We start from the raw sequence: 23088 nt of genomic DNA on the forward strand, positions 1-23088 counted from the left end.
GTCACCGGGCTCGGACCCGGGCCTGAAGGCGGTCGCGCACCGCCGGCCACTCCGAGTCGAGGACGGAGTAGACGGCGTTGTCGCGCACCGCGCCGTCGTACCCGGCCTGGGCGGCCCGCAGCACGCCGTCGAGCCGCGCGCCGAGGCTTTCCAGGGCCCGCCGGGACCGTTCGTTGCGGGCGTCGGTGCGGAAGGTGACCCGGCGCATGTGCCACCGCTCGAAAGCCACGCCGAGCAGCAGCAGTTTCGCCTCGCGGTTGGCGCCGCCTCCCTGGGCCGAGTGCGTCAGCCAGGTGTAGCCGATCTGTACGGCCTCGGGCACCCCGACGGGGCGCGGGCGGTGCTCGTCGCGCCAGCGCCAGTGCTCGAAGTAGCAGAACCGGGTGGTGCCGAGGACCCTTTCTCCGGCTCCTTCGGCCGCGTCCACGACGGCGAACGGCACCATCTCCCGCCGGGCCCTGCCCTCGACGGCCCGTTCCACGTAGGCCCGCATGCCCGCCTCGTCCGCCGGTACGTCGGTGTAGCGGAACCGGGCCCGTTCCCCCTGGGCGGCCTCGACCAGCGCGGCGGTGTGCTCGGACCCGAGCGGGACCAGCCGTACCGCCGTGCCTTCGAGGACCGGCACGTCGAAGAAGCGCGAGAGGTCCACGGCGTTCACGCGTCCCGGCCGGTGCGGGCGAAGAAGGCCGTCGTGCCGTCGGCCCCGGCCGTGCCGGGAAGCCGTATCTCCCGGTCGAGCAGGGCCAGTTGGCCGTTGGCGACGAGGAGGCGGTCGTTGGCGTACATCAAGGAGGCCGCCCGCAGGTCGCGGAAGGCGCGCTCCAAGGGGTTGCCGGGGGAGCGCGTGTATCCGTGGCGCAGGCCGCCGATGGAGACCAGCTCGTCCACGACGGCGAACGCCGTCTCGGACACCTGCACCTTCAGACCGTTGATGTGCAGCTGGAAGGCGACGTCCGAGAAGCGGCCCTCACCGGCCGACGTCCTGGCGTCCAGTTCCACGTACTCGTCCAGACACGCCTGGAGGAACGCGGCCGCCGTGTCCAGCTTCAGCCGGGCGCGGGCGAGGTGGTGCGCCGCGAGCTCCGAACGATCGCGCGCGGAACGGACCTTGGGGTCCCGCAGCAGGCCGACGACGTGCCGGAACGCGCCCTGCGCCACACCGAGCCACACGCTGCACCACGCCAGGTGCCCCACCGGGATCAGCGTGGCGACGGCCACGGGCGGGAAACCGCCGGGGCCGTTGACCAGCTGTTCGCCGGACACCCGCGTACGCAGCGTCAGGCCGACGCTCGCCGTGCCGCGCATACCGAGCGTCTCCCAGCCGGAGCGGAAGGAGACCTCGGCGTCCTCGCGCGGCACGAACGCCAGCGACACGTCGCTCGGCGGACTGTCGGGCCGGGTCCGCATGGTGATCAGGTAGGCGTCGGCCTCCAGTCCCGCGGTCACCACCGGGGCGTCGCGCCGCAGCACGTGCCCGTCGCCGTCCTCCTCCAGCGCGGCGAGGCCGGACAGCAGGTGGCCGCCCTTGCCGGCTTCCGTGGTGATGGAGGCGAGCAGGCAGTCGCCCGACGCCACGCGCGGCAGGACCCGGCGGAGCAGCCGCTCGTCGCCGTGCCGCACCAGTGTCGCGACCTGCTGGCAGTGCATCGCCCAGATCATCGCGGTGGAGGCGCAGCCGCCGCCCAGCACGCGGGCGACCTGGGACAGCTCAGCGAGGCCCAGGCCCATGCCGCCGTACGAGGACGGTACGAGCAGCCCGAGCAGCCCGGTCTCCCGCAGCCGCTGCACGTTGCCGGCGGGGAAGGCGGCCGCCTCGTCGGTCTTGGCGGCGTGCTGGGCGAACTCGGCGCTCAGCTTCTCGGCGAGCGCGAGGGCCGTGTCCGGGGAGTGGTCGCCGCTCACTGGGCCTGCCGCAGCTCGTGGACGGCCTGCCACAGGGAGCCGACGGTACGGAACGTGTCGGCGCTCAGCTGCTCCTCCGGGAACGTCATGTCGAATGTCTCCTCCAGGGCCAGCATCAGCGAGATGGAGCCGAGGGAGTCGAGGCCGTACGAGGCGAGGGCGCCGTCCGGGGCGGGCCGCTCGTCCGCGGGCAGGGCGGGCAGGAACTCGCGGAGTACGGCGAGGAACTCGTCCGTGGGCTCCGGGCGTACGGCGCTGTCCGTCGTCTGGGTCGTCACTTCTGTGCTTCCTTACTGTCGCTTACGTCGTCGTGCACAAGCCGTCGCACGGCCTGCGCCACCTCGGTGGGGGTGATGACCGCCTGGCGTTCCAGCTCGTGGGCGACCGGCTGGACGTCCGAGCAGGCCAGGCAGGAGAGCCGGACGCCGCGCTCCCGTTCGGCGAGGTCCGCGGCGAGCCTCGGCCCGATGGCCTGCCCGCGCGCGGCCGGGTCCACGAACAGGCCGCGGCCCGTGCGGCGCACGGCGTCCGCGAGGGCCGGCCAGTCCGTCGCGACGGCGTCCAGTGCCCGCAGGTCCACGACCTCGGCCGAGATTCCCTCGGCGGCGAGCTCCCGGGCCGCGCTCAGCGCCCAGTGGACGCCGAGGCCGTACGTGAACACGGTGGCGTCGCCGCCGGGCCGCACCACGCGGGACCCTTCCAGCGGCAGACGGGCCGTGAAGTCCGCCTCGGAGAGTTCGTACACCTCGTCGTACAGCTGCGTGAACTCGACGATGAGGACGGGATCGTCGCAGTCCAGGGCGGAGTTGAGAGTGCCGAGGTAGTCCTGGGCGTCGGCGGGCGCGTACACCCGCCAGCCGGGGAACGAGGTGAAGAGGCCGACGGGGTTCAGGCCGTGCTGCGGCCCGTACCCGAGACCGACGGGAACCTTGGTCCGTACGATCACGGGTGCCTGGGCCGTGTTGCCGTACAGGGCCCGGATCATGCCGATGTGGTTGAAGAGCTGATCGGCCGCGATCAGCGCGAAGCTCCCGTACATCAGCTCCACGACCGGCCGCAGCCCGGCCATCGCGGCACCGCCCGCCATCCCTACGAACGCGGCCTCGGATATCGGGGTGTCGACGATCCGCGACCCGACGAGCTCCCGGTCGAGCCGCCCGGACCGCGCCAGCAGGCCGCCGGGCTTGCCCACTTCCTCGCCGAGGAACACGACCTCGTCGCTTCCGCGCAACGCCCGCGCGAGGCCCTCGGCGATCGCGTCACGGAAGGTGAGGCGTGCCGGTGGTGCTGCGGGCGCGGCCCCGGCCGTCCCGGTGTCGGCCGTCCCGGTGTCCGCGGTGAAGCGGGGGAGGGCGGGGGCCCGCAGCAGGGCGTAGGGGTCGAGCACCGGTGTCGTCGCGGACGGGGTGCGCACGGCGGTGAAGACCCGGTCGGCCACGGCGGCCGCGCTCCGTTCCACCGCCTCGGCCTCGCCGTCGCACAGCAGCCCTTCCCGTACGAGGACCGGCGGCAGCGACACGAGCGGGTCGCGGCGGCGCCACCGGGCCTCCTCGTCACCGCTGCGGTAGCCGGCTTCGCTGCCCGTGCGGCCGCCGGTGTGGTCCAGGTGCCGGTAGGTGCGGACCTCCAGGAGGGCGGGGCCGTCGCCTCGCCGTACGCCCGCCAGCAGGTCGGCGGCCACCGAGGTGAGGGCGCCCGGCTCGTCGCCCGCCACCTCGGCCGCGCGCAGTCCGTGCGCCGCGCCCTGGCCCGCCAGCGGCAGGACCGCGGAGACCTCTTCGGGGCGGGTGGCCTCCGCGTACCCGTTGTTCTCGACGACGATGAGCAGGGGCAGCTTCATGGTGCCCGCGATGTTCGCCGTCTCGTGGAAGGTGCCCTGGTTGACGGCCCCGTCACCGATGAAGCAGACCGCGCAGCCGCCCGTGCCGCGCAGCGCGTGCGCGAAGGCGAGACCTCCTGCGACGGGGATGCCGCCGCCGACGATGGCGCTCGACCCCATGAAGCCGACGCTCGCGTCCCGCAGGTGCATGGACCCGCCCGCGCCGTGGTTGACGCCGCTGGTGAGGCCCATGATCTCGGCGAAGGACGCGGTGAGCTGTTTGGTGGCGCCCTCGGGGAAGCCGTCGGTCAGGGGGTCCCAGTCCGCGGGCAGGGTCTGGGCGAGCGACTGGACCAGGAAGTGGTGGTGCGCGCGGTGGCTGCCCACGACGTGGTCGGCCGGGCCCAGATGCCTCAACACCCCGGCGGCGACGGCCTCCTGGCCGATCGCGGTGTGCACGGGGCCGGTCACCTCGCCCCGCTGGGCGCGCTCCACGAGGCCGGTCTCGAAGATCCGCACCAGGTGCATGTCGAAGAGCATGCGCAGAAAGGCGGCCCTGCCGACGCGGGCCCGTCCGTCGGGCCCGTCGCGATGCCGGCTGACGGGCTGGAAGGGCTGATGGGTTTCGCTGAGCACACGTGCCTCATTTCGCACTGCGTCGATGGTCCGAGAAGACGGCTCTCATGCTCGGCAGCGACCGCACGCCCCCCGGCACATCGCACAACTGAACTTAAGCCACGCCCCCGTGGCAGCGCGCCGCACTATACCCACGGGGAATGTCGGCGGAAATGGGCTGTCCAGCATGTGTACATCGCAAGCGGCGAACGGAACCGGTAATTCCCTTCGCTGGTGGAGGGGGTTTGATACCTTCCCCCGCAATCCCCTCATGCCGGTGAACCACCGCGACAGGAGCGAAGCCGTGCCCGAGATTTCCGAACTCCTCGACCAGGTGGTCCCACAGGAGGAACTGCCCACGGACACCGTCGCGGTGTTCTGCGGCGACCTGCGGTCCGGCCGCCCCGATCCGGTCGCCCACGACGTGCACGTCGTCACCGTCTCGCCCTGGGCTCCGGCCGGTTCGACGGCCAGGAGCGTGCCGCTCGACCCGGCCCGCGTCGCCACGCTCACCAGGCACGTCCGGGGGCAGAGGTACGCCGTGACCTGCTGGACCGAGAGCCAGGCCGAGCAGGTGCTGGCCAAGACGGGCCGCGACCGGCTTGCGGCGGCGGGTGTCGCGCCCCTGCTCGTCGAGACGGAGGAACTGCTGGTCCAGGGCATCGTCACGGGCCGCGCACGCAACGGGCATGCCGCGTTCGACGGTTGGCGGGAGCGGGCCGAGCGGAGCGCCTTCCGGGACATCGCCGTCACCCGGTCCCTGGGCGACGCCGAAGGGTCCGTCGAGGACGCGGTCGGACAACTCGCGTCGGGTGATCTGCACAGCGCCGTCCTTTCGGCCCGCAAGGCCTTCGGACACACCGTCGACGCCCTCCTCGAAGGCCAGGGGAGTTACGGGACGTACACCCCTGAATGGCGCGCACGCCGAGTCCGTGAAGTCGCCCCGAAAGCCCTCGGTTTCGACGAGTACTGGGCGATCGAGACCATGTCGGGACTGCGCGTCGAAAACAGTCGGGAGTGGGTCGGTTCAGTGCTCTCGGTGTGCCGCCGCCTGTTGGCCGAACAGCCCGAGCACCTGGTGCGCGGCGCCCTCCGCGGACCCCGCCGCGGCTGGTGAACTGCCTGGTCAGAGGCCATACTTGGGAGTCTCTTTAGATCTCGTCCCGATAGATGGGCACCCTCTGGCCCGCCGATCTACGAGCAGGTATGGTCACCGCAATCTCGGCTCTGCCGGGATTGCGCATCCATGTGAACGGGGGAGGGAAATGGGTGTTCCTGCTGCCATGCCCACAGCCGAACGCGGCCCGGGCAGTATCCAGAAGCAGGCGTGTCTGATAGCGGTCGAAGGCACGGACGGATCGGGCAAGACGACAGCCGCACTCGCACTCGTGGACATGCTGCGGAAATGCGGCCGTTCCGTCACGTGGTTCCCCAATCGAACCTTTCGCCCGGTGCGCACCGCACTCGATCGACTGGCTCGTGAAGAAGGCCACGAGAACCGTTTCGAGTTGTTCGGCAGAGACTTCGCTCAGCTCATTCCCAGCATCATGAAGTGGCGGGAACTGCTGGAGCTCGAAACGGACCTGAACCGCCCGGACCACTTCGTCGTGGTCGACCGCTACAAGTACGCGCAGTTCGCCCTTGCCCGTACCTTCGAAACAGGCAACGAGCCGCTGCTGCGGAGGTTGTTCAGCGCTTTCCCGGAACCGGATCTGGTTTTCTTCCTGGACGTCGAACCGGGCGTCGCCGCCGAACGCGTACGCACCCGCGGAGTCGACACCAACACCACGGAATTCCTCGCCGGTTTCAGGGACGCATTCCACCGGCTTCCCGAGTACGAGACCTTCCACGTCATCGACGCGTCCCGGTCCGCCGACGACGTGTTCAAGGAGATCTGGTCGGGCCTGACGGCCCTGCGGCCGCTCGACACGGCCGCCCCGCGGCCACTCGACACGGCCCCCGGACATCCCGTGGCGACCCCGTCATGACCGCGGGCAGACACGGCGACGACAGCACCACCGCGGACGTCGTCGTCATCGGCGGCGGCATCAACGGCGCCGCCGCCGCCTTCCACCTGGCGACACGAGGCGCCGGACGCGTCGTCCTGCTGGACGTCCCCTCGCCCCGGTCGGCCACGCCCAAGTCCGGCGCCATGCTCACCCTGCACCACCCCTCGCTGCCCCAGGCCTCGCTGGCCCACGCGGGCCTGCGGGAACTGGCTCGCGTCCCCGAACTCACCGGCCTGCCCACCGGGTTCACCCGGAGCGGCATCGTGCACCTGCTGCCGCCGCGCTACGCGAACACCATGCGGGACGCGGTCGCCGCACAGCAGGCCGCGGGCATCCCGGTACGGGAACTGCCGCTGCCGGAACTCGCCGCCCTGTTCCCCGGGGCGGACCTCGACGACGTGGGCGCCGCCGTCGTCGAACCGGACAGCGGATACGCCGACCCGGTGCTCACCACCCGCGCCTACCTGGAAGGAGCGCGCCGGGCCGGCGCGGACGTCCGGCACACCGCCGTACGCCGCGTCCTGACCGGCGGCGGCCGGGTCAAGGGCGTCGAGACCGAGGCGGGCGACACCGTGTCCGCACCCGCGGTGGTCCTCGCCGCCGGAGTGTGGTCCGCGCGGCTGCTCGAACCGCTCGGCATCGACCTCGGGCTCGGCGCGCGACGCGTGCAGATCACGCGGTTCCGCGTCGAACCGGGCTCTCTCCCCGACGGCGCCCCCGTACTCCTCGACCAGGTGCGCGGCTCCTGGATCCGCCCCGACACCCCCACATCGCTCCTCGCGGGGCTGGAGATGGGCGTGCCCGTGGAAGGGCCCGCCGACGGGCCGGAGGGCGTCGACCAGTGGTACGTCGACATGTGCCGCGCCAAGCTCGCCGGGCGCTTCGCCGGGCTGAGCTCGGCCGCCATGCGCGGTGGCTGGGCCGGACTCATCGCCATGAGCCCGCACGGCCGTCCCGTCATCGACGAACTCGCCGAGGCCACCGGCCTGTTCTGCGCCGTCGCGGACAGCGGCAGCTCCTTCAAGACCGCCCCCGTCGTCGGCAAATGCCTCGCCGAATGGATCGTCGACGGCGCGCCCCGCAGCGCGAACCTGACCCCGTTCGGCCGCTCCCGCCCCGCCGGCCCCGGTCCGTCCGACGACGGATACGGGCGTTTCGGCTCCGCCGCCAAGCTGGCCAGGGAGATCCACCAGCTGCGCCGAGCACCATCCCGTACCCAAGAAGGTCGATCAACGTGACAACACAGACCGCGGGCGTCATCCCCGTATCGGAGACCGTTACGGATGCTCCCTGGCTGAACTGCGACAACGCCCACCTGGCCGCACTCCAGCAGTTCCACGGCGCCGCCGACCCCTCGGCGGCCATGGGCCTGCAGTGGAGCTTCGAACTGCGCTCCACCGACGAGGTGCCCGTCACCCTGCGCGTGCCGGTCCTGGAGTCCATCGCCCGGGAGACCGGGCTCGTCTTCGACCGCCGGCAGATCGCCCTGCCCGGGTACTACGAAGCCGTGACGGCCCTCGTCGCCGACGGCACCCCGCTGATCGTCTACGGCGACGCCTTCCACATGCCGTGGCTGCCCTACTTCGGCAACGACAGCTCCGCACACCCGACGATCCTCGCCGGCGTCACCGGCGACACGTTCCACATCGTCGAGGCCTACACCAACTCCACCCCGTGGGGCCGCGTCGTCCCCGGACCCGCCCAGGTCACCCGTGCCGAGTACGAGAAGCTCGTCGAGGCGCTCGGCCCCGGACAGCTCGGTGAGGTGATCTCGCTGTCCTCCCGCGGCACCGCCCGGCCCACCCCGCCCGCCGAAGCGCTCCGCGCCAACGCCGAAACGATCCTGCGGCTGGTGGGCGAGCGCGGCGACCTGCACGCGTACGCCCAGTGGGCGCGGGACCACGCCGACGACACCGATGCGATGGCCCGCTACGACCTCGGATGCTGGGAAGTCACCCGCGCCCGCTCCTGCCACTCCGCCTGGCTGACGCGGCTCGCCGAGGCGCGTCCCGAGCTGGTGCCCGCCGGACTCGCCCGGCGCTTCCACGAGGAGATCGACCTGCCGTGGCGCCGCGCCTCGCAGTTCGCGTTCGTCAACGCGCAGCGCGTGGCCAAGGGCGCCAAGTCCTCCACGGCCAGCTTCGACCTCCTGGACAGCCGGCTCGCGGCCGCCGAGGCGACGTTCGCGCGCGACCTGCTGGCCCACCTCGACGGCGAGGGACTGTGACCATGAGAGGAGCCGTCGCCCATGAACGGCTCACCGACCGCATCCTGGCCGCCGCCGAACGGCGCCCGGACGCCACCGCGCTCGTCTTCCGCGGCGAACGGACCTCCTACGGAGAGCTCGCCCGGCAGACGCGCACGCTGGCCGCAGCCGTCGCGGACGCCAGTCCGGCGTCACCGGTCGCGCTGCACGCGACCAAGACGCCCGGCACGGTCGCCGCGATGCTCGGCTGCCTCCTCGCAGGGGTTCCGTACGTCCCGGTCGACCCGGCGGTACCCGCCGCCCGCCGCGAACTCCTCCTCGGCGACAGCGGCGCCCGCATCCTGCTCGTCGACGACACCGCGCCCGGCGTACGGCCACCGGTCCTCGCCGAGACCTCGCGGGCCCGTGCCGTCCCCCTGACCGGGTTCGCGGCGGGAGCGCCGGAGCACCCGGAGCAGTCACAGCTCTCCGGGCGGGCCGAGCCGTCGGCCGTCGCCAACGTGCTCTACACCTCCGGCTCGACCGGCGTCCCCAAAGGCGTCCTGACCACCCACACCAACGCCGTGACGTTCCTGGCCTGGGCCCAGGACCTGATCGGCGTACGCGAGGACGACGTCGTCGCCTGCTACGCGCCGCTCCACTTCGACATGCACATCTTCGACCTGTTCGGCACCCTCGCCCGGGGCGCCACGGTCCTCCTGCTCGACGACCGCACGATCCTCTTCCCCGAGGCCGTCTGCACCACCCTGCGCGAACAGGGCGCGACCAGCATGTACGCGGTCCCCTCGGCGTGGACCGGCCTGCTGCGCAGCGCCTCCCTCGCCGACGGCCTGCCGCGGCTGCGCACCGTCATGTACTCGGGCGAGGAGTTCCCCGTGCCGCCGCTGCGCGAACTGGCCGCGCTCCTGCCGCACGCGCAGATCGTCAACATCTACGGTCCCGTCGAGACCAACGCCGTCACCGCCCTGAAGGTGACCCCGGAACACCTGCGCCTCGACCGCATCCCCATCGGGCTGCCGTTCGGCGGCTCGAAGGTGTTCCTGACCGACGCGAGCGGCGCGGTCGTCACCGAGCCCGGTGCCGAGGGCGAGATCGTGGTGCACTCCGCGACCATGTGCGAGGGCTATCTCGGGGACCCGGCGATGACCGAGGCGTCCCGGCTGACGGTGGAGGCCGGGGGACAGACGTACGTCACGTACCGCACCGGTGACTTCGGCGCCTGGGACGGTGAGGGGCTGCTGCACTTCCGCGGCCGCCGTGACGGGCGCGTCAAGACGCGCGGTTTCCGTGTCGAGCTCGGCGAGGTGGAGGCGCGGCTGCTCGCGCATCCCGCCATCCAGGACGCGGTGGTCAGCACCCGGCCGCACCCGGAGCGCACCCACGAACTGATCGCGTTCGTCACCCTGCGCCGCGAGGGCGCCGTGTCCGAGGCGGAACTCACCGCCTGGTGCCGCGAGCTGCTGCCCGTCTACATGCTTCCCCGGGAGCTCCGCATCCTCCCCGAACTGCCCCGCACGGGCACCGGCAAGGCGGACCGGGTGGCGCTGAAGCGGATCGCGGCCGAACCCGCTGCGGCCGAACCGGCCATGGCCGCACCCGTCGTGGCCGCACCCGCCGTGGCCGCACCCGGTTCCGAGGTGCGCGCGTGAAGAAGGGCATGAACCGATGAACTCCCACCGCGCCGATCTGCTGGCCGGCGTGCTCGAGCGGCTGCGCGAGACGATCCCCGGCAGCCCTGTCCTGGCCGCCGACACCGAACTGCTCGACTCCGGCCTGCTCGACTCGCTGGGCATCGTCTCCGTCACCAGCGCCCTGGAAGCGGACCACGGCGTGGAGTTCCCGCCCGTGGCGCTGCGACCGGAGACCTTCACCGACCCGAACGCCCTCACCGACGCGCTCGTCGAGGCCCTGGCCACGCGGCCCCGCCGAGGAGAAAGGCATCCGACAGCGCCATGAGCGAAGCCGCAGCCCAGCCCGCTGCCGTCCGCACCCGCAAGCCCGCAGGGCCGGTCCGCAAGTTCGGCCGCCCGCTCGCCGAGGGGGTCACCCTCAACGATCTCGTGCTGCCCCGCGCCATCGGCCGGGACATGCCGTTCACCCTGAACACCGCCGTCGTCGACGCGGGAGCCGAACTGCCCCTGCACTCGCACCCCCAGCACGAGATCTGGGTGGTGTCGTCGGGGTCCGGGGTGCTCGACCGGGGCGAGGAGACCTTCGAGATCGCCGCAGGTGACGTCGTGCTGTTCGAGTCCGGCATCGAGCACCACCTCACCAACAACGGCCCGGTCGAGCTGCGGCTCGTCTCCGTGTACTGGGGCCGCACCGCATGACCGTGCCCACCGGTGTCCTGCACGGCCTGCTCGACGACGCGGCGGCACGGCACCCCGACACCGTGGCGCTGCGGACGGCGGACACGTCATGGACGTACGCCCGACTCGACCGCCACAGCCGTGCCGCGGCCGCCGGACTCGGCGCACGGGGCATCACGCGCGGCGACCGCGTCGTCCTGTTCGCCCACAACAGCGCCGCGCTCGTCTCCGCGCTGTTCGCGCTGTCCCGGCTCGGCGCGGCGTTCGTCATCGTCTCCCCGACCGTCAAGCCGTACCACCTGCGGCACATCCTCGCCGACTGCGCGCCCGCGCTGGTCCTCGTCGACGACGAGCTGGGCACCGTCGTGGCGGGAACGGGGGCGGACGTCCCCGTGGAGCCGCTCACCGCGATCGCGGAGGACGGCACCTGCCCGCAGGGCGCCGTCGGCCCCGACGACGTCGCCGCCCTGATCTACACCTCGGGCAGCACGTCCATGCCCAAGGCCGTCATCAGCGATCATGCCGCGATGCGGTTCGCCACGGGCGCCGTTCAGGAACGGCTGGAGCTGCGCCCCGGTGACGTGATCGGCTGCTTCCTGCCGCTGGCGTTCGACTACGGGCTCTACCAGGTCTTCCTGGCCTGCGCGTCCGGCGCGACCCTGTCGCTCGGCACGATGGCCGACGCCGGGCCCGGACTGCTGCGGCTCCTGAACGAGTGGGAGGTGACCGTCCTGCCGGCCGTGCCGGCCCTCGCCGCCGTCCTGCTCCGGCTCGCCGCCCGGCGCCCAGCCGGACTGCCGCCGCTGCGCATGGTCACCAACACCGGGGCGCACTTCCCCGAGAGCTACGCCCAGGAGCTGCGGCGGCACTTCCCCGCAGCCCGGCTCCACCCCATGTTCGGGCTCACCGAGTGCAAGCGCGTCTCCATCCTGCTGCCCGGCGAACTCGCCGAGCGGCCCGGTTCCGTCGGCCGCCCCCTGTCCGGCACCACCTGCCTGATCGTGGACGAGCACGGGCGCCCCGTGCCGCCGGGCACCAAGGGCGAGCTGGTGGTCCGCGGCCCCCACGTGATGCGCGGCTACCACAACGCGCCCGAGCAGACGGCGCGGCGGTTCCGCACGCTCGACGGCGAACGGGCCCTGTTCACGGGCGACTTGTGCTCCATGGACGAGGACGGGTTCCTCTACTTCCACGGGCGTGAGGACGACGTCTACAAGAGCCGTGGCTTCCGCGTCAGCGCGCTGGAGGTCGAGGCGGCCGCCCTGGACGTGGACGGCGTGACCGCGGCGGCCGTCGTGCTGAGCGAGGAGCGGGGCGCGCTGCTGGCCGTCCGCACCGCGCGCACCACCGACGAGGTGCGGGCCGGGCTGCGGGCCAGGCTCGACGACCACAAGGTGCCCGACCACATCCACAGAGTGGACGCCCTGCCCCTGAACACCAACGGCAAGGTCGACAAGGCCGCGCTGCGAAGAGCACTGGAGACCGGCCGATGAGCCCGGACCTGGCACCCCTGATCGCCGCGTACGGAAGCCCGCTGTACGTGTACGAACTCGACGACGTCCGGGCCGCGTTCAAGGGGCTGGAGGAGGAGCTGCCCGCGGGCTCGCGCGTGCTCTATTCGCTCAAGGCCAACCCGCACCCCGCACTGGTCGCGGAGCTGGCCCGGCTGGGCTGCGGCGCCGAGGTCTCCTCCCGTTCCGAACTCGTCACCGCGCTGGCCGGCGGCATGAGCGCCGAGACCGTCGTCTACACCGGCCCCGGCAGGTCGGCGGCGGAGACCGGCACCGCGATCAGGTGCGGCGCCCGGCTGTTCTCGGTGGACTCGGCGGACCAGCTCGACGTCGTGCGCGCCTGCGCGGCCCGGCTCGGCGTCCCGGTGGAGGTCATGCTGCGGGTCAACCCCGAACAGGGCACGACGGAACCCGGCCTCGCCATGACGGGGGTCCCCTCCCAGTTCGGCGTCGACGCGGAACTGCTGCTCGCGCACCCCGGCCGGTTCGCCTCGTCGGACGGCTGCGAGATCATCGGCCTGCACTACTACCTGGGCAGCAACGTGCCGACGGCAGAGGGCCTTGCCCGGCAGTTCGCGGACTCGGTCGAGTCGGCGGCCCGCGTCTGCCGCGCGCTCGGCATCCGGCCGCGCGTCCTCGACCTGGGCGGCGGTTTTCCGCGGGCGTACGCACGGCCCGACGAGGCCGTCGACCTGCGGGGCGTCGGACCGGCGGTCGACGCGGCGCTCGCCCGGCACTTCCCCGACGCGGCACGCCGCCCGAAGCTGCTGTTCGAGTCGGGGCGGCATCTGGTCGGCGCCGCGGGCCGGCTGGTGGCCGAGGTGCTGGATGTGAAGGAGTCCAAGGGCAAGCGGTTCGCGGTCCTGGACTCCGGGATCAACCACCTGGGCGGCATGTCCGCGATCGGACGCCTGCCGCGCATCCAGCCCGCCTTCGTCCCTGCCGCGGAGCCCGCCGCGGAGCTCGCCGCGGAGCCCGGGGCAGGGGATGTCCGGCGCACGGACGTCGTGGGGCCGCTCTGCACCCCGCTGGACTTCTGGTGCCGGGGCAAGGAGGCGGAACTGGCCGTCGGCGACCACGTGGTGGTGCCGAACGTGGGCGCGTACGGACTCACCGCGAGCCTCGTCGCGTTCCTCGGGCGGGACTGCCCCACGGAGGTCGTCCTCGACCACGGCACGGTCACGGACGTCTCCACACTGGTCTACGAACGCCGCCCGGTATGAGGCGGGTATGAGACGACCCCCGCTACGGGACGCGTGCGAGCAGCCCCGACGCCTCGAAGGCCTCCGCGGTCGCCGGGTTGTCCAGGGCGCCCACCTCGCAGAAGTAGCGCACCGCCGACCGGGCGGCCGCCGCCACGTCACCCGTCACCCGGTCGCGCGGCAGACTCTCGGCGAGCACCTGCGCCACCTCGTCCGGACGCAGCCCCACGGCCCGCAGGGCGAGGCCGGCCGCCCGGTAGTCGGGCTCCAGGAAGGCGTAGACGATCTCCGGGAGCAGCGGGCCCACGGCGGCCCGCTCGCGGGCCGACAGCGCGGGCCAGAAGGCGTCGAGCAGCTGCCGGAAGTAGGCGTGGTGGCGGCCTTCGTCCTCGGCGTGGTCGCGTACGAGCTCCCGCACCGCCTTCGGAAGACGGGCGTCGTGGGGCAGGTCCGCGAGGATGGCGGAGATCAGCGTCTCGCTGACGATGCTGAACATCAGCCCCTCCAGGCCGCGTACGGCCGGGTCGAGGCGGTCGCGCACGGCGTCGAGACGGTCGACGAAGAGCGGCAGCTCCGGGAGCCGGACCGCGATGCCGGAACCCCGCTCGACCTGGCGGACCAGGTCATAGGAGAACTGGGCGTGCCACGCCTCGTCCGTGTAGATCTTGAACGCGTCGGCGCGCATCGCCTCGGGCAGGAGCAGGCCGGCCCGGTTCCGGCTGATCTTGCCGACGACCGGGATGACGGCCAGCTCCTCCAGCTCCGTCGTGAAGTGCAGGTACTGGTACAGGCAGTGGGTCAGCACCTCTCGTACCGCCGCGGGCCCGCGCCCGGTGACCAGCGGATGCGTGGCCACCGGCGCCAGCTCCGGAGGGAAGGGGACCGCCAGCTCGTCGCCCTGCCCCTCCAGTCGGCGCGCGGGCTTGCGGCGCACGCTGGCGCGCGCCTCCCAGTTGCCGAACCGGCTGTCGTACGCGACCGCCGCCCGGTACCCGGTCTCGGCCACGCGCAGTTCGCTCGCGGCCAGCCCCGCGTAGAAAGGCGTGCTCGTCATGCGTAGTCCACCATCGCGTGCGACTGCAGCGACTCGGCGACCGACGTCACGTCCTCCAGAGCCTCGTCGAACGGTATTCCGTACGCGTCGACGAGCCGCCGCGCGATATCCGCCAGACTGCTCCGGCCTTCGAATTCACGGACGATGAAGGCCGCCGACTCCGAAAGCTCCATCAGGGATTCCCCGTACATGAGAAGGAGGGAGTCCTTGGTTCTTCGTATGCGCAAGTCCAGCGGCATCTTCGGAACGGAGTCGGGGCCCGGCGACGGCTGGTTCATCTCTTCACCGGAGGTCATTCAGAGCACCACATCGAAGGAGATGTTCCGGCAGACCTGGACGATCTCCTCCACCCAACGGGCCGGGTTGTCGGGGTCGAAGTCACGCATGGTCTCCAGCGCCCAGTAACGGTCGAAAGTAAGAACGTCCTGCTTGACCTCGTGGAACCTGCGGGCCCGCCATTTCCAACTGCGACCGACTTCACCGTGGTAGGCGAGCAGCGCGTCCATGGCATGTCCGAACGCCATTTTCGCGGACAGCACGGAGCTCTCCAGGTCGTCCGCCTTCAACTGGCCGACGGCGTCCTCCAGATAGGCGTCGGCGAGGTTGAGCTGGGCCGACGTCGCCAGGGAGCGCAGCGCCGAGGAGGCGACCTCCTCGCGCCGGTCCCGCAGCCACTCCTCGCCCACCAGCGGCACCGCGTACGGCAGCCGCTCCAGGAAGTTCAGCTCGTGCTGCATGGGCGACGTCATCAGCTCGGTCGCCCTGGGGTTGCTGTCGAAGGACGCCCAGGACACCTTCGCGATCAGCTGTTCCACCTGGCTCTGCGACCAGTACTCGATGTCCCACCGCACCTTGTTCACGTGCGTGATGCCGATCGGCACGAAGTTGGGCTCGAGGCCGACCGGCGCGGAGGCCTCGCCGTCGCCGGCCCACGGCTCGGGCGTGATCACGTAGATGTCGAGGTCGCTGGTCTCGTTGCCCCAGCCACGCGCGATCGAACCCGAGATGTACACGGCGCTGTACTCGTCGGGGAGCAGCGCACGCTTCTCCAGTTCGCTCAGGCAATTCTTGAAGTCTGTGGCCATCGCTCTACCTCCACCGGGAGTACCGCATCACTTGCCCGGCATCGACGCTCAGGCCAGCACGAGGTTAGGCAGGGGAGAGGGGAACCGCCATGGATTCGGAGAGAGCCGAAAGGCCCTCAATCTCCGTTCGGGAAAGGGAGAGAAGGGGAGCATTCGGCGGCGGACGAAAGGCTTGGCCATATCGCGCCGCGGCCGTCTATGGTCGGCAACACGACGGCCCTGGCGATCTCATCGTAGATCGGCGGCGTGTTCCTATCGCCACCGGGCAGGGCCCGAATTCCCCGCGGCACCCGCGAGTTCCTCGTCGGGGCCGCGCAACAGGAGGTGAATCGCCATGCAGAAGTACTCGAAGCCGGCCGTCAAGCCGATCAACTCCAGCAGCATCCTGCGCGTCAACGCCTGATTCAGGTAGACAGCGTCAGTGAGGAAGGTGCCGGGTCCACGGACCCGGCACCTTCTTGAATCTCCCGTGTGTAGTGAAGCGAGGTAGCCCATGTGTGGCCTGGCCGGAGTGGCCCGGATCGACGGTGCGGATCTGACCCCGGACGCGGACAGCCTGCTGTCCCGCATGGCGGACATCATCTCCCACCGCGGCCCGGACGACCGTGAACTGCTGCGCAGAGGCCCGATGGGGCTCGCCTTCACCCGCCTCTCCCTCGTCGGCCCCGACGACGGCGCTCAGCCGCTGGTCAGCGGCGACGGCGACCTCGTCCTCATCGCCAACGGCGAGGTGTACAACCACCGCGAACTGGCCGCGGCCCTCCCCGCGGGCGCGGTGCGCACCGCCTCCGACTGCGAGGTGCTCCTGCCGCTCTACGCGAAGCACGGCGTGGACTTCCTCGACACCGTGCGCGGCATGTTCGGCATCGTCATCTGGGACCGTCGCAACGGACAACTCGTCCTGGCCCGCGACCGGTTCGGCGTCAAGCCGCTCTACTACCACCGCAACGCCGAGCGGATCGTCTTCGGCTCGGAGATCAAGGCGCTCTTCAGCGACGCCGCCACTCCGCGGCGGGTCGACTGGGGTGCCGCGCTCACCCAGCCGATGATGACGGCGGCCCCGCACCTGAAGGAGGCCGAGCCGGTCACCTGGTTCGAGGACATCCATCTGGTGCCCGCGGGGACCGTCGTCCGCATCGACCTGGCCGACGGCAGGACCACCACCCACCGCTACTGGGACTTCCCGGGCGACGGCGACGGAGTAGACGTATCCGGCTCCGACGAGGAACTCGTCGAGCGGTACGGCGCGTTGCTGGCCGACTCCGTCGCCGACTGCGCCACGGCCGACAGCGAGCTCGGCCTGTTCCTGTCCGGCGGCATCGACTCCGCCTCCGTCGCCGCGCTGGCCACCCGCCACACGGACTCACTGCACACCTTCACGGTCCTCAGCGGCGCCACCTACCGCAACGGCGACGCGCGGAACGGCGCGCTCGTCTCCGACTTCCTCGGGCTGCCCAACCACCAGGTCGTCTTCGACGCGGACCGGGTGCCGGGCGTCGAGGAGTGGAAGCGGCTCCTGTGGCTGTCCGAGACGCCGGAGTGCGGACCCGAGCAGTTCTACAAGCACGAACTGCACCGGTACGCCAAGACCGCCCGGCCCGAGCTCCGCGGGATGCTGCTCGGCTCGGCCAGCGACGAGTTCAACGGCGGCTACTCGCCCGACCTGGCCGGCGGCGGCGACTGGCACGACTTCGAGGCCCACCTGCGCGACATGACCCGGCGCGGCGCGCTCCTCGACGCACCCGCGCTCGCCGCCTGGTGGGAACAGACCCCCTACCCCGTGCTGCGCGACGACGCGGTGCACCACCACCTCGGCATCGCAGCCCAGGACCCCTACCCCCAGTACCTGCGGCGTCAGTGGCACAAGATCCAGCAGTACAACTGCTGGCACGAGGACCGCACCGCCGCCGGCAGCGGCATCGAGGCCCGCGTCCCCTTCCTCGACCACCGGCTGGTCGAGCTGTCCGCCGCGATACCCGCCGAACGGCGTGCCCGGCTGCTCTGGGACAAGCAGATCCTGCGGTCCGCCGTGTCCGGGCTGCTGCCCGAGCAGATCGTCCGGCGCGAGAAGGTCCCGTTCTTCTACGGGCCCGGCGACGTGCACACCTTCCGGGCCTTCTCCCGGATGCTGGCCCAGGACGGCGGCGCCCTCATCGACGAGGCCCTCTCCACCGAAGAGGCCCGGCGCCACCTGGACGCCGACAAGCTGCGCGCCATGGTCGCGCACCTCGCCGAGAAGCCCTCCATCGACGTGCAGTTGGTGCTGCGCCTCGTCAACCTCGGCCTCCTCGCCCGCATGGCGGAGGACGTGCCCGCCCCGCTGGTCACCACCGGCGCCGGGCCCGCCCCGCAGAGCCTGAAGGTCACCGACTGGGACGCCGAGAGCATCGCCGTCGAGGAACGCATCGGTGTCGCCCCGGTCCTCGACGGCGACCTGGTCGTCGAACTCGCCCCCGAGGTGCTGCTGCTGTCCTCACCCGGCAAGGACGGCGAGTCCTGGTTCCTGGCGGTGGACGGCGTCATCGAGTACGTGGTGGACGAGAAGCCGTGGCTGGCGTTCCTGGGCGCGCTGGACGGCGTCCGCACCCTGTCCGGCGTACTCGGCGACTGTGGCCTCGAACTGTCCGACATACGCGAGGAGTTGGTCGCCTCGCTGGAGCACGGGCTGCTGCGACGGAGTGCGGCGTGACGGCAGACGGCGTGACGGCAGACGGTCGCACTCCGGGCCGGGCCGCGCTGGTCGTGGTCGAAGGGATCGACGGGTCCGGCAAGAGCACCCTGGGGCGCCGCATCGTCGACGAGGTCCGGGCGACGGGCCGCTCCGCCGACTGGTACCCCAACAAGAACCTCGCGCCGGTCCGCGACACCCTCGACGCCATCGCGCGGGAAGAGGGGCACGCCGACCGCTTCGCGATGCTCGGCCGCGACGAGGCCCAGTTCCTCGCCTCGATCCTCAAATGGCGGGACATGCTCGACCTCACGGACGACCTCGCCCGCCCCGGCCACGTCGTGGTGCTCGACCGCTACTACTACACGCACCTGGCCCTGGCCGCCGTCTCCGGCACCGCCAACCTCCCCAGGCTGCGCCGCCTCTACGAACTGCTGCCCGTGCCGGACGCGGTGCTGCTGCTCGACCTGCCGCCCGCACTCGCCCTGGAACGGGTCACGGCCCGCAACACCGACACGAACTCCCTCTCCTTCCTCAGCAGGTTCCGCGACGCCTACCGAGGTCTCGAGGAGTACGAGGAGGGGGGCTTCACCACGCTGGACGCCACCGGCACCGCGGACGAGGTGTTCACCGAAGCGTGGTCACGCCTGCGGTCCGTGCTGCCGGCACGCCCCCCGGAAGCAGCCGGCTCCGCAGCGGCACGCACCCCGGAAGCAGCACGGTGAGCGCGCCGCCGCCCGCTGTCCCGCCGCACGCCGCGCCGCCGCCCGCCGTCCCGCCGCTGGTGACGGTCGCGGGCGCCGGGCACCTGGGGCGCTCCGTCCTCGCCGGACTGCTGGCCGCAGGCCACCCCGCGCACCGGCTCCGCGCCACCACCCGCACCGCCGAACAGGCCGAACGGCTCGCCCGCAGCCATCCGGTCGGCGTCTCCACCGACAACGGCCGGGCCGCCCGCGACGCCGACGTGCTCGTCGTGACCGTGCGCCCCGCCCAGGCGGACGAGGTGCTCGCCCTCGCGCTGCCCGGACTCGCCCCGGGCGCCGCCGTCGTCTCCTTCGTCGCGGGCCGCCCGCTCGACCGGCTCCTGCCGGGCCCGGCACGGTCCGCGCACGCCTTCCGGGTCGCCTCGAACGCCGCGTCCGTCGAGCGGGGCGGCCTGCTGGCCCTCAGCTCCGCGCGGGGCACCCCCGGCCACGTGCACGCCAGGGTCACCGCCCTCCTGGAACACCTCGGCACGGTCGTGGAGATCCCCGAGGACCAACAGGACCTGGCCGCCTCCACCCTGGGCAGCGGCGCCGCCTTCCTGGCGCTCGCCGCATCCGGGATCGGCTCGGCCGCGACACGGGCCGGCGCCGAGTACACGCACGCCAGGGCGTTCGCCGCGGACGCCCTGGAGAGCGCCGCCGCGCTGCTGCGCCGGGCGGACGCCTCAGGCGCGGCCGCCTGGGAGAGCCTGGCGACCGCGGGCGGCATCACCGAAGCCGGCCTCTCCGTGCTGCTCGCGGCCCGCACCGCCCCGGCGATGGCGGACGCGGTGCACGCGGCCGTGGCCCGCGCCGGTGAACTCGCGGCCGGTGAAGTCGTCGCCGGTGAACTTCCCGCGCCCACATAGCACTGACGAGCCCGCGCGCCCCGGCCGGCGCGCGTCACGACATCGCCGCGGGGCCTCGTCTCACCTTTCGAACGGCAGTTGCGCAGATGATCGCCGATGGCAAGTCTGTACCCCGTTCGACCTGGCCTCGTGGGGGACGACCTGGGGGAACTCGATGATTCACATTCCGATCCAGAAATCCGGGCACAGCTCTGTGCGGATTTCCAGCAGCTGGCTGTGGGAGGTCTTCGGCAGCCTCGGGCTGCTCGTCTCACAGCGTGCGACACCACCGTGGCCGTACGCCAAGTGGGCCAAGGAAGCCCGGCGTTCGGTCACCGCGGCGGGCATCGAGATCCCTCCCTGGCTGGTCGAGCTCTACCGTTCCGGCCGGGGAACCCTGCCCTCCTTCCTCGCCGTCGTGCCGACGTCACCGAAGGCCGACCTGGAGGAGAGCCTGGCCGCCCTGCGCGCCCTGCCGCCCGCCCACGTCCGCGCCGGGCTCGCCCGCTGGTACCCCGACGGCGTCCCGAGCGTCGTCCAGCCCCTGAACGCCGACCCGGAGACCGCGCTGCGGCAGCTGAGCCGGACACTGGACCGCTACTGGCAGGCAGCCCTCGCGCCGTACGCGTCGTCGCTGCGCTCCACCATCGAGGAAGAGATCCTGCTGCGCTCCCGCGTCCTGGCCACCGAGGGTTCCGACCGGCTCTTCGACACCCTGCACGGACGGCTGCTGCGCGACGCGTCCGCGCTCAGGATCGACGCGGGACCCGGCCGCATCTCCGTCCCCCTCGCCTCCCGCATCGTCATCGTGCCCCTGCTGTTCGGCCGGGGCGCCTCGCTCTTCGCCATGGACGAGGAGGGCAGCGCCGCCTTCTCCTACCAGGCCAAGGGCGCCGCGATCCTCTCCGGGACGAGCGCCCCCGACCGGCGCACCGACATGCCCGTGCGCGGCGACCGGCTGGAGATCCTGCTCGGCCGCAGCCGCGCGGGCGTCGTGCGGGGACTCGCCGTCCCCACGACCACCACCGCACTCGCGGCGGTCCTCGGCCTGGCCGCGAGCACGGTGTCCGAGCACCTCACCTCGCTGGTCTCCGCCGGGCTCGTGCACCGCCGCAGGGCGGGCACCCGCGTCCTGTACGAACTGGACGGCTCGGGACTCGCGCTCCTCGACTACCTGGACAACGAAGGAGTTTCCGTCATGGACCGGCGACGCCCCCGCAGGTCGGCATCGTGATCGACTACAACGGCGAGGCCGAGCAGTACGACGCCTCGCGGGGCGGCGAGCCCCGCGCCGAGGCCGCCGCCGAAGCCGTCGAACGGCTCCTGCCGCACGACGCCCGCACCGTCCTCGACATCGCCTGCGGCACCGGCATCGTCACCCGGCGCCTCGACCGGCCAGGCCGCACAGTGTTCGGCGTCGACAGCTCGCCCGGCATGCTCGCGCTCGCCGCGCGGCGCCTCCCGCGCCGCGCCGTGCTCGGCGACGCCACCCGCCTGCCGCTGGCCACCGGCTCTGTGGACGCGGTGGTCCTCGTCTGGCTGCTGCACCTGCTGCCCGACGCCGCTCCCGTCCTCGCCGAGGCGGCCCGCGTCCTGCGTCCCGGCGGCGTACTGATCACCACGGTCGACAAGGACGACGCTTACTTCACCGTCCCCAGCGACCTCGCCGAGGTGACGGCGCCCCTGCGGAACGCCTACGCGCCGAAGGTCACCGACCACACCGACCGGGTCCTGTCCCTGACGGCAGGGCACGGCTTGGCCCCGGCCGGGGAGACGGTCTTCGAGGGCACCGGGCAGGGCCGCAGCCCCCGCACCTGGCAGCAGGTGATCACGAAGGGCCGCATCCCCTGGGCCAACGCGGCGCCCCCGCGCCGGGTCGAGGACCTGTGCGAGCGGCTGTCGCGCCTCCCGGCCCAGGACGATGCCCGCCCCGACCCGCACTACCGCCTGCTCGCCCTCGACAAGCAGGCCCCGGCGCCGATCGGCTGATGCCAGGGCCTGTCACGGCCGGTGCAGTCCGTACGCGTGGTTCGTGTCGCGGTCGGGGAGGCGGACGTAGCCGGCCCGGGTCGCCACCCGCTGGGACGGGGCGTTGTCGGGGGCGGTCACGGCGAGGAGGGACGTCACCTCGGAGTGGGTCATGGCCCACTCGGACAGGGCGCGCAGCGCCTGCGTCGCGTAGCCGTTGCCGCGGGCCGCGTCCACCAGGTCGTAGCCGACCTCGACGCAGCCGTTGTCGTCCGGCGGGCCGTGGAAGCCCATGCCGCCGATGGCCAGCTCGTCGGCGGTGCGGACCATCACGTACATGCCCCAGCCGGGGCGGAGCGCCCCGGCTGCGTACGCCTTCGTGCGCATGCCGGCGGCCGCCCGCGTCCCCTTGAAGGGGCCGCCGCCCAGCCAGGTCAGTCCTCCCGTGCCGCCCGCGGCGAGGTCCGCGGCGGCGGCGGGCGTCACCTCGCGCAGGGCGACGGGTCCCGCGGGGAGGGAGTGCGGGTTGTGCCAGCGCCACTGCGTGACGGGCGCGCGGCCCGACAGGGTGCCGCGGCCCGTGGCCCACAGCAGGGTCGTCCAGGGCGTGGCGCCCGGGAGGGCAGGCGGTACGTGCGGGAAGAGGTGGGCGAGGACCGCTTCGCACAGGGCGGCGGGCGGTTCCGCGTCGACGTCGAGCGCGCGGGCGATGTCGTACGTGTGGAGCAGGACCTCCGCGACGCCCATCGCGGCGAAGCCCGTCGCGTCGGCGCTGCCGGAGGGGTAGGTGTGGTAGCCGCGGGTGCCGCGCGGCACCGTGCGGACGACGGCCGCCAGGATGCCGCCGGTCGCCTCGATCGCGTGGATCGCGCCCTCGGGACCCGTGCCCTCGTCGAGCGTGATGTCGAAGGGCACCCAGCCGTCCGTGGCGCGGCCCGTCAGCTGGCCCGCGTAGGCGCTGAAGTCGCCCGCGATGTGTTCCGCCGTCCGCAGACAGCTCCAGTCGAGCCCGCCCGCCTTGACGCTCCAGTCGCGGTCCGCCGCCGCACGCAGCACCCCGGCCGCGTGCGCGACGGCCTCGTCGATCTGGTCCCCACCCATGAGAAGCATGCGGTGAGAGTACGGGAGAGGGGCGCGGGCGGCCTCCGA

Annotated in this window: 22 protein-coding genes; 14 read left to right on the forward strand and 8 right to left on the reverse strand. The window is 72.4% G+C overall.

All coding sequences use genetic code 11. The features are described 5' to 3' along the window. Nucleotide 1: 1 nt before the first annotated feature. The 4 genes from AB0N81_RS03300 to AB0N81_RS03315 are packed head-to-tail and all read right to left on the reverse strand — an operon-like array spanning nt 2 to nt 4357. Nucleotides 2-658 carry a GNAT family N-acetyltransferase gene (locus AB0N81_RS03300; protein WP_365355200.1) on the reverse strand — a complete coding sequence of 219 codons (657 nt, stop codon included), beginning with the start codon at nt 656-658 and terminating at the stop codon, nt 2-4. Beyond that, the gene (locus AB0N81_RS03305; RefSeq protein WP_365355201.1) at nt 655-1902 is read right to left on the reverse strand and encodes an acyl-CoA dehydrogenase family protein; all 1248 of its coding nucleotides are present in this window, start codon (nt 1900-1902) and stop codon (nt 655-657) included. Before AB0N81_RS03305 ends, AB0N81_RS03300 begins: the two co-directional genes overlap by 4 nt. Further along, nucleotides 1899-2180 (reverse strand): phosphopantetheine-binding protein, encoded by a 282-nt coding sequence (locus AB0N81_RS03310; protein WP_365355202.1) that lies wholly within the window; start codon nt 2178-2180, stop codon nt 1899-1901. The genes AB0N81_RS03305 and AB0N81_RS03310 overlap by 4 nt, the downstream gene beginning before the upstream one ends. Continuing rightward, nucleotides 2177-4357, reverse strand: a complete 2181-nt coding sequence (locus AB0N81_RS03315) for a thiamine pyrophosphate-dependent enzyme (RefSeq protein ID WP_365355203.1) — start codon at nt 4355-4357, stop codon at nt 2177-2179. The genes AB0N81_RS03310 and AB0N81_RS03315 overlap by 4 nt, the downstream gene beginning before the upstream one ends. 283 nt (nt 4358-4640) lie before the next feature. Between AB0N81_RS03315 and AB0N81_RS03320 the strand changes: the two genes are divergently transcribed. The 9 genes from AB0N81_RS03320 to AB0N81_RS03360 all read left to right on the forward strand — a co-directional run bounded on the left by AB0N81_RS03320 (nt 4641) and on the right by AB0N81_RS03360 (nt 13594). Beyond that, nucleotides 4641-5453, forward strand: a complete 813-nt coding sequence (locus tag AB0N81_RS03320; RefSeq protein ID WP_365355204.1) for a hypothetical protein — start codon at nt 4641-4643, stop codon at nt 5451-5453. A gap of 166 nt (nt 5454-5619) precedes the next feature. After that, entirely contained in the window at nt 5620-6324 is a 705-nt protein-coding gene (locus AB0N81_RS03325; protein ID WP_365355206.1) for a hypothetical protein, read from the forward strand. After that, nucleotides 6321-7583, forward strand: a complete 1263-nt coding sequence (locus tag AB0N81_RS03330; protein WP_365355208.1) for an FAD-binding oxidoreductase — start codon at nt 6321-6323, stop codon at nt 7581-7583. Before AB0N81_RS03325 ends, AB0N81_RS03330 begins: the two co-directional genes overlap by 4 nt. Further along, entirely contained in the window at nt 7580-8572 is a 993-nt protein-coding gene (locus AB0N81_RS03335) for a hypothetical protein (RefSeq protein ID WP_365355210.1), read from the forward strand. Before AB0N81_RS03330 ends, AB0N81_RS03335 begins: the two co-directional genes overlap by 4 nt. Before the next feature lie 2 nt (nt 8573-8574). Further along, on the forward strand, nt 8575-10200 hold the full coding sequence (locus AB0N81_RS03340; RefSeq protein ID WP_365355212.1) for an amino acid adenylation domain-containing protein: 1626 nt from the start codon (nt 8575-8577) through the stop codon (nt 10198-10200). A gap of 16 nt (nt 10201-10216) precedes the next feature. Further along, a complete protein-coding gene (locus tag AB0N81_RS03345) occupies nt 10217-10507 on the forward strand; it encodes a phosphopantetheine-binding protein (protein WP_365355214.1) in 291 nt (96 codons plus the stop codon). Continuing rightward, a complete protein-coding gene (locus tag AB0N81_RS03350; RefSeq protein ID WP_365355215.1) occupies nt 10504-10881 on the forward strand; it encodes a cupin domain-containing protein in 378 nt (125 codons plus the stop codon). Before AB0N81_RS03345 ends, AB0N81_RS03350 begins: the two co-directional genes overlap by 4 nt. Further along, the gene (locus AB0N81_RS03355) at nt 10878-12353 is read left to right on the forward strand and encodes a class I adenylate-forming enzyme family protein (RefSeq protein ID WP_365355216.1); all 1476 of its coding nucleotides are present in this window, start codon (nt 10878-10880) and stop codon (nt 12351-12353) included. Before AB0N81_RS03350 ends, AB0N81_RS03355 begins: the two co-directional genes overlap by 4 nt. Further along, complete coding sequence (locus tag AB0N81_RS03360; protein ID WP_365355218.1) at nt 12350-13594, forward strand: type III PLP-dependent enzyme; 1245 nt, start codon at nt 12350-12352, stop codon at nt 13592-13594. The genes AB0N81_RS03355 and AB0N81_RS03360 overlap by 4 nt, the downstream gene beginning before the upstream one ends. A gap of 22 nt (nt 13595-13616) precedes the next feature. Here the strand turns inward: AB0N81_RS03360 and AB0N81_RS03365 are convergent, their stop codons facing one another. From AB0N81_RS03365 to AB0N81_RS03375, 3 genes are read right to left on the reverse strand one after another with little or no spacing between them, the layout of a single operon-like run. Further along, complete coding sequence (locus AB0N81_RS03365) at nt 13617-14627, reverse strand: diiron oxygenase (RefSeq protein ID WP_365355220.1); 1011 nt, start codon at nt 14625-14627, stop codon at nt 13617-13619. Next, nucleotides 14624-14923, reverse strand: a complete 300-nt coding sequence (locus AB0N81_RS03370; RefSeq protein WP_365355221.1) for a PqqD family protein — start codon at nt 14921-14923, stop codon at nt 14624-14626. The genes AB0N81_RS03365 and AB0N81_RS03370 overlap by 4 nt, the downstream gene beginning before the upstream one ends. Next, nucleotides 14924-15712: a nucleotidyltransferase domain-containing protein gene (locus tag AB0N81_RS03375; RefSeq protein WP_365355223.1), complete on the reverse strand. Its 789-nt coding sequence runs from the start codon at nt 15710-15712 to the stop codon at nt 14924-14926. It abuts the gene before it with no gap. Between the two features lie 493 nt (nt 15713-16205). On the opposite strand from AB0N81_RS03375, the gene asnB reads away from it, so the two are divergent. From asnB to AB0N81_RS03400, 5 genes are all read left to right on the forward strand, one after another. Next, nucleotides 16206-18401, forward strand: coding sequence for an asparagine synthase (glutamine-hydrolyzing) (gene asnB / locus AB0N81_RS03380; protein WP_365355225.1), 2196 nt, complete (start codon nt 16206-16208; stop codon nt 18399-18401). Then, entirely contained in the window at nt 18398-19105 is a 708-nt protein-coding gene (locus AB0N81_RS03385) for a hypothetical protein (RefSeq protein ID WP_365355226.1), read from the forward strand. The genes asnB and AB0N81_RS03385 overlap by 4 nt, the downstream gene beginning before the upstream one ends. Continuing rightward, a complete protein-coding gene (locus AB0N81_RS03390; RefSeq protein WP_365355227.1) occupies nt 19102-19992 on the forward strand; it encodes an NAD(P)-binding domain-containing protein in 891 nt (296 codons plus the stop codon). Before AB0N81_RS03385 ends, AB0N81_RS03390 begins: the two co-directional genes overlap by 4 nt. Nucleotides 19993-20146: 154 nt before the next feature. After that, on the forward strand, nt 20147-21205 hold the full coding sequence (locus AB0N81_RS03395; RefSeq protein ID WP_365355229.1) for a helix-turn-helix domain-containing protein: 1059 nt from the start codon (nt 20147-20149) through the stop codon (nt 21203-21205). Next, nucleotides 21202-21960, forward strand: coding sequence for a class I SAM-dependent methyltransferase (locus AB0N81_RS03400; RefSeq protein WP_365355230.1), 759 nt, complete (start codon nt 21202-21204; stop codon nt 21958-21960). Before AB0N81_RS03395 ends, AB0N81_RS03400 begins: the two co-directional genes overlap by 4 nt. A 12-nt stretch (nt 21961-21972) precedes the next feature. Here the strand turns inward: AB0N81_RS03400 and AB0N81_RS03405 are convergent, their stop codons facing one another. Next, nucleotides 21973-23049, reverse strand: coding sequence for a GNAT family N-acetyltransferase (locus tag AB0N81_RS03405; protein ID WP_365355232.1), 1077 nt, complete (start codon nt 23047-23049; stop codon nt 21973-21975). Nucleotides 23050-23088: the final 39 nt, after the last annotated feature.

Origin of the sequence: Streptomyces sp. NPDC093510, from assembly GCF_040683555.1 — a bacterium.
GTDB lineage: Bacteria > Actinomycetota > Actinomycetes > Streptomycetales > Streptomycetaceae > Streptomyces.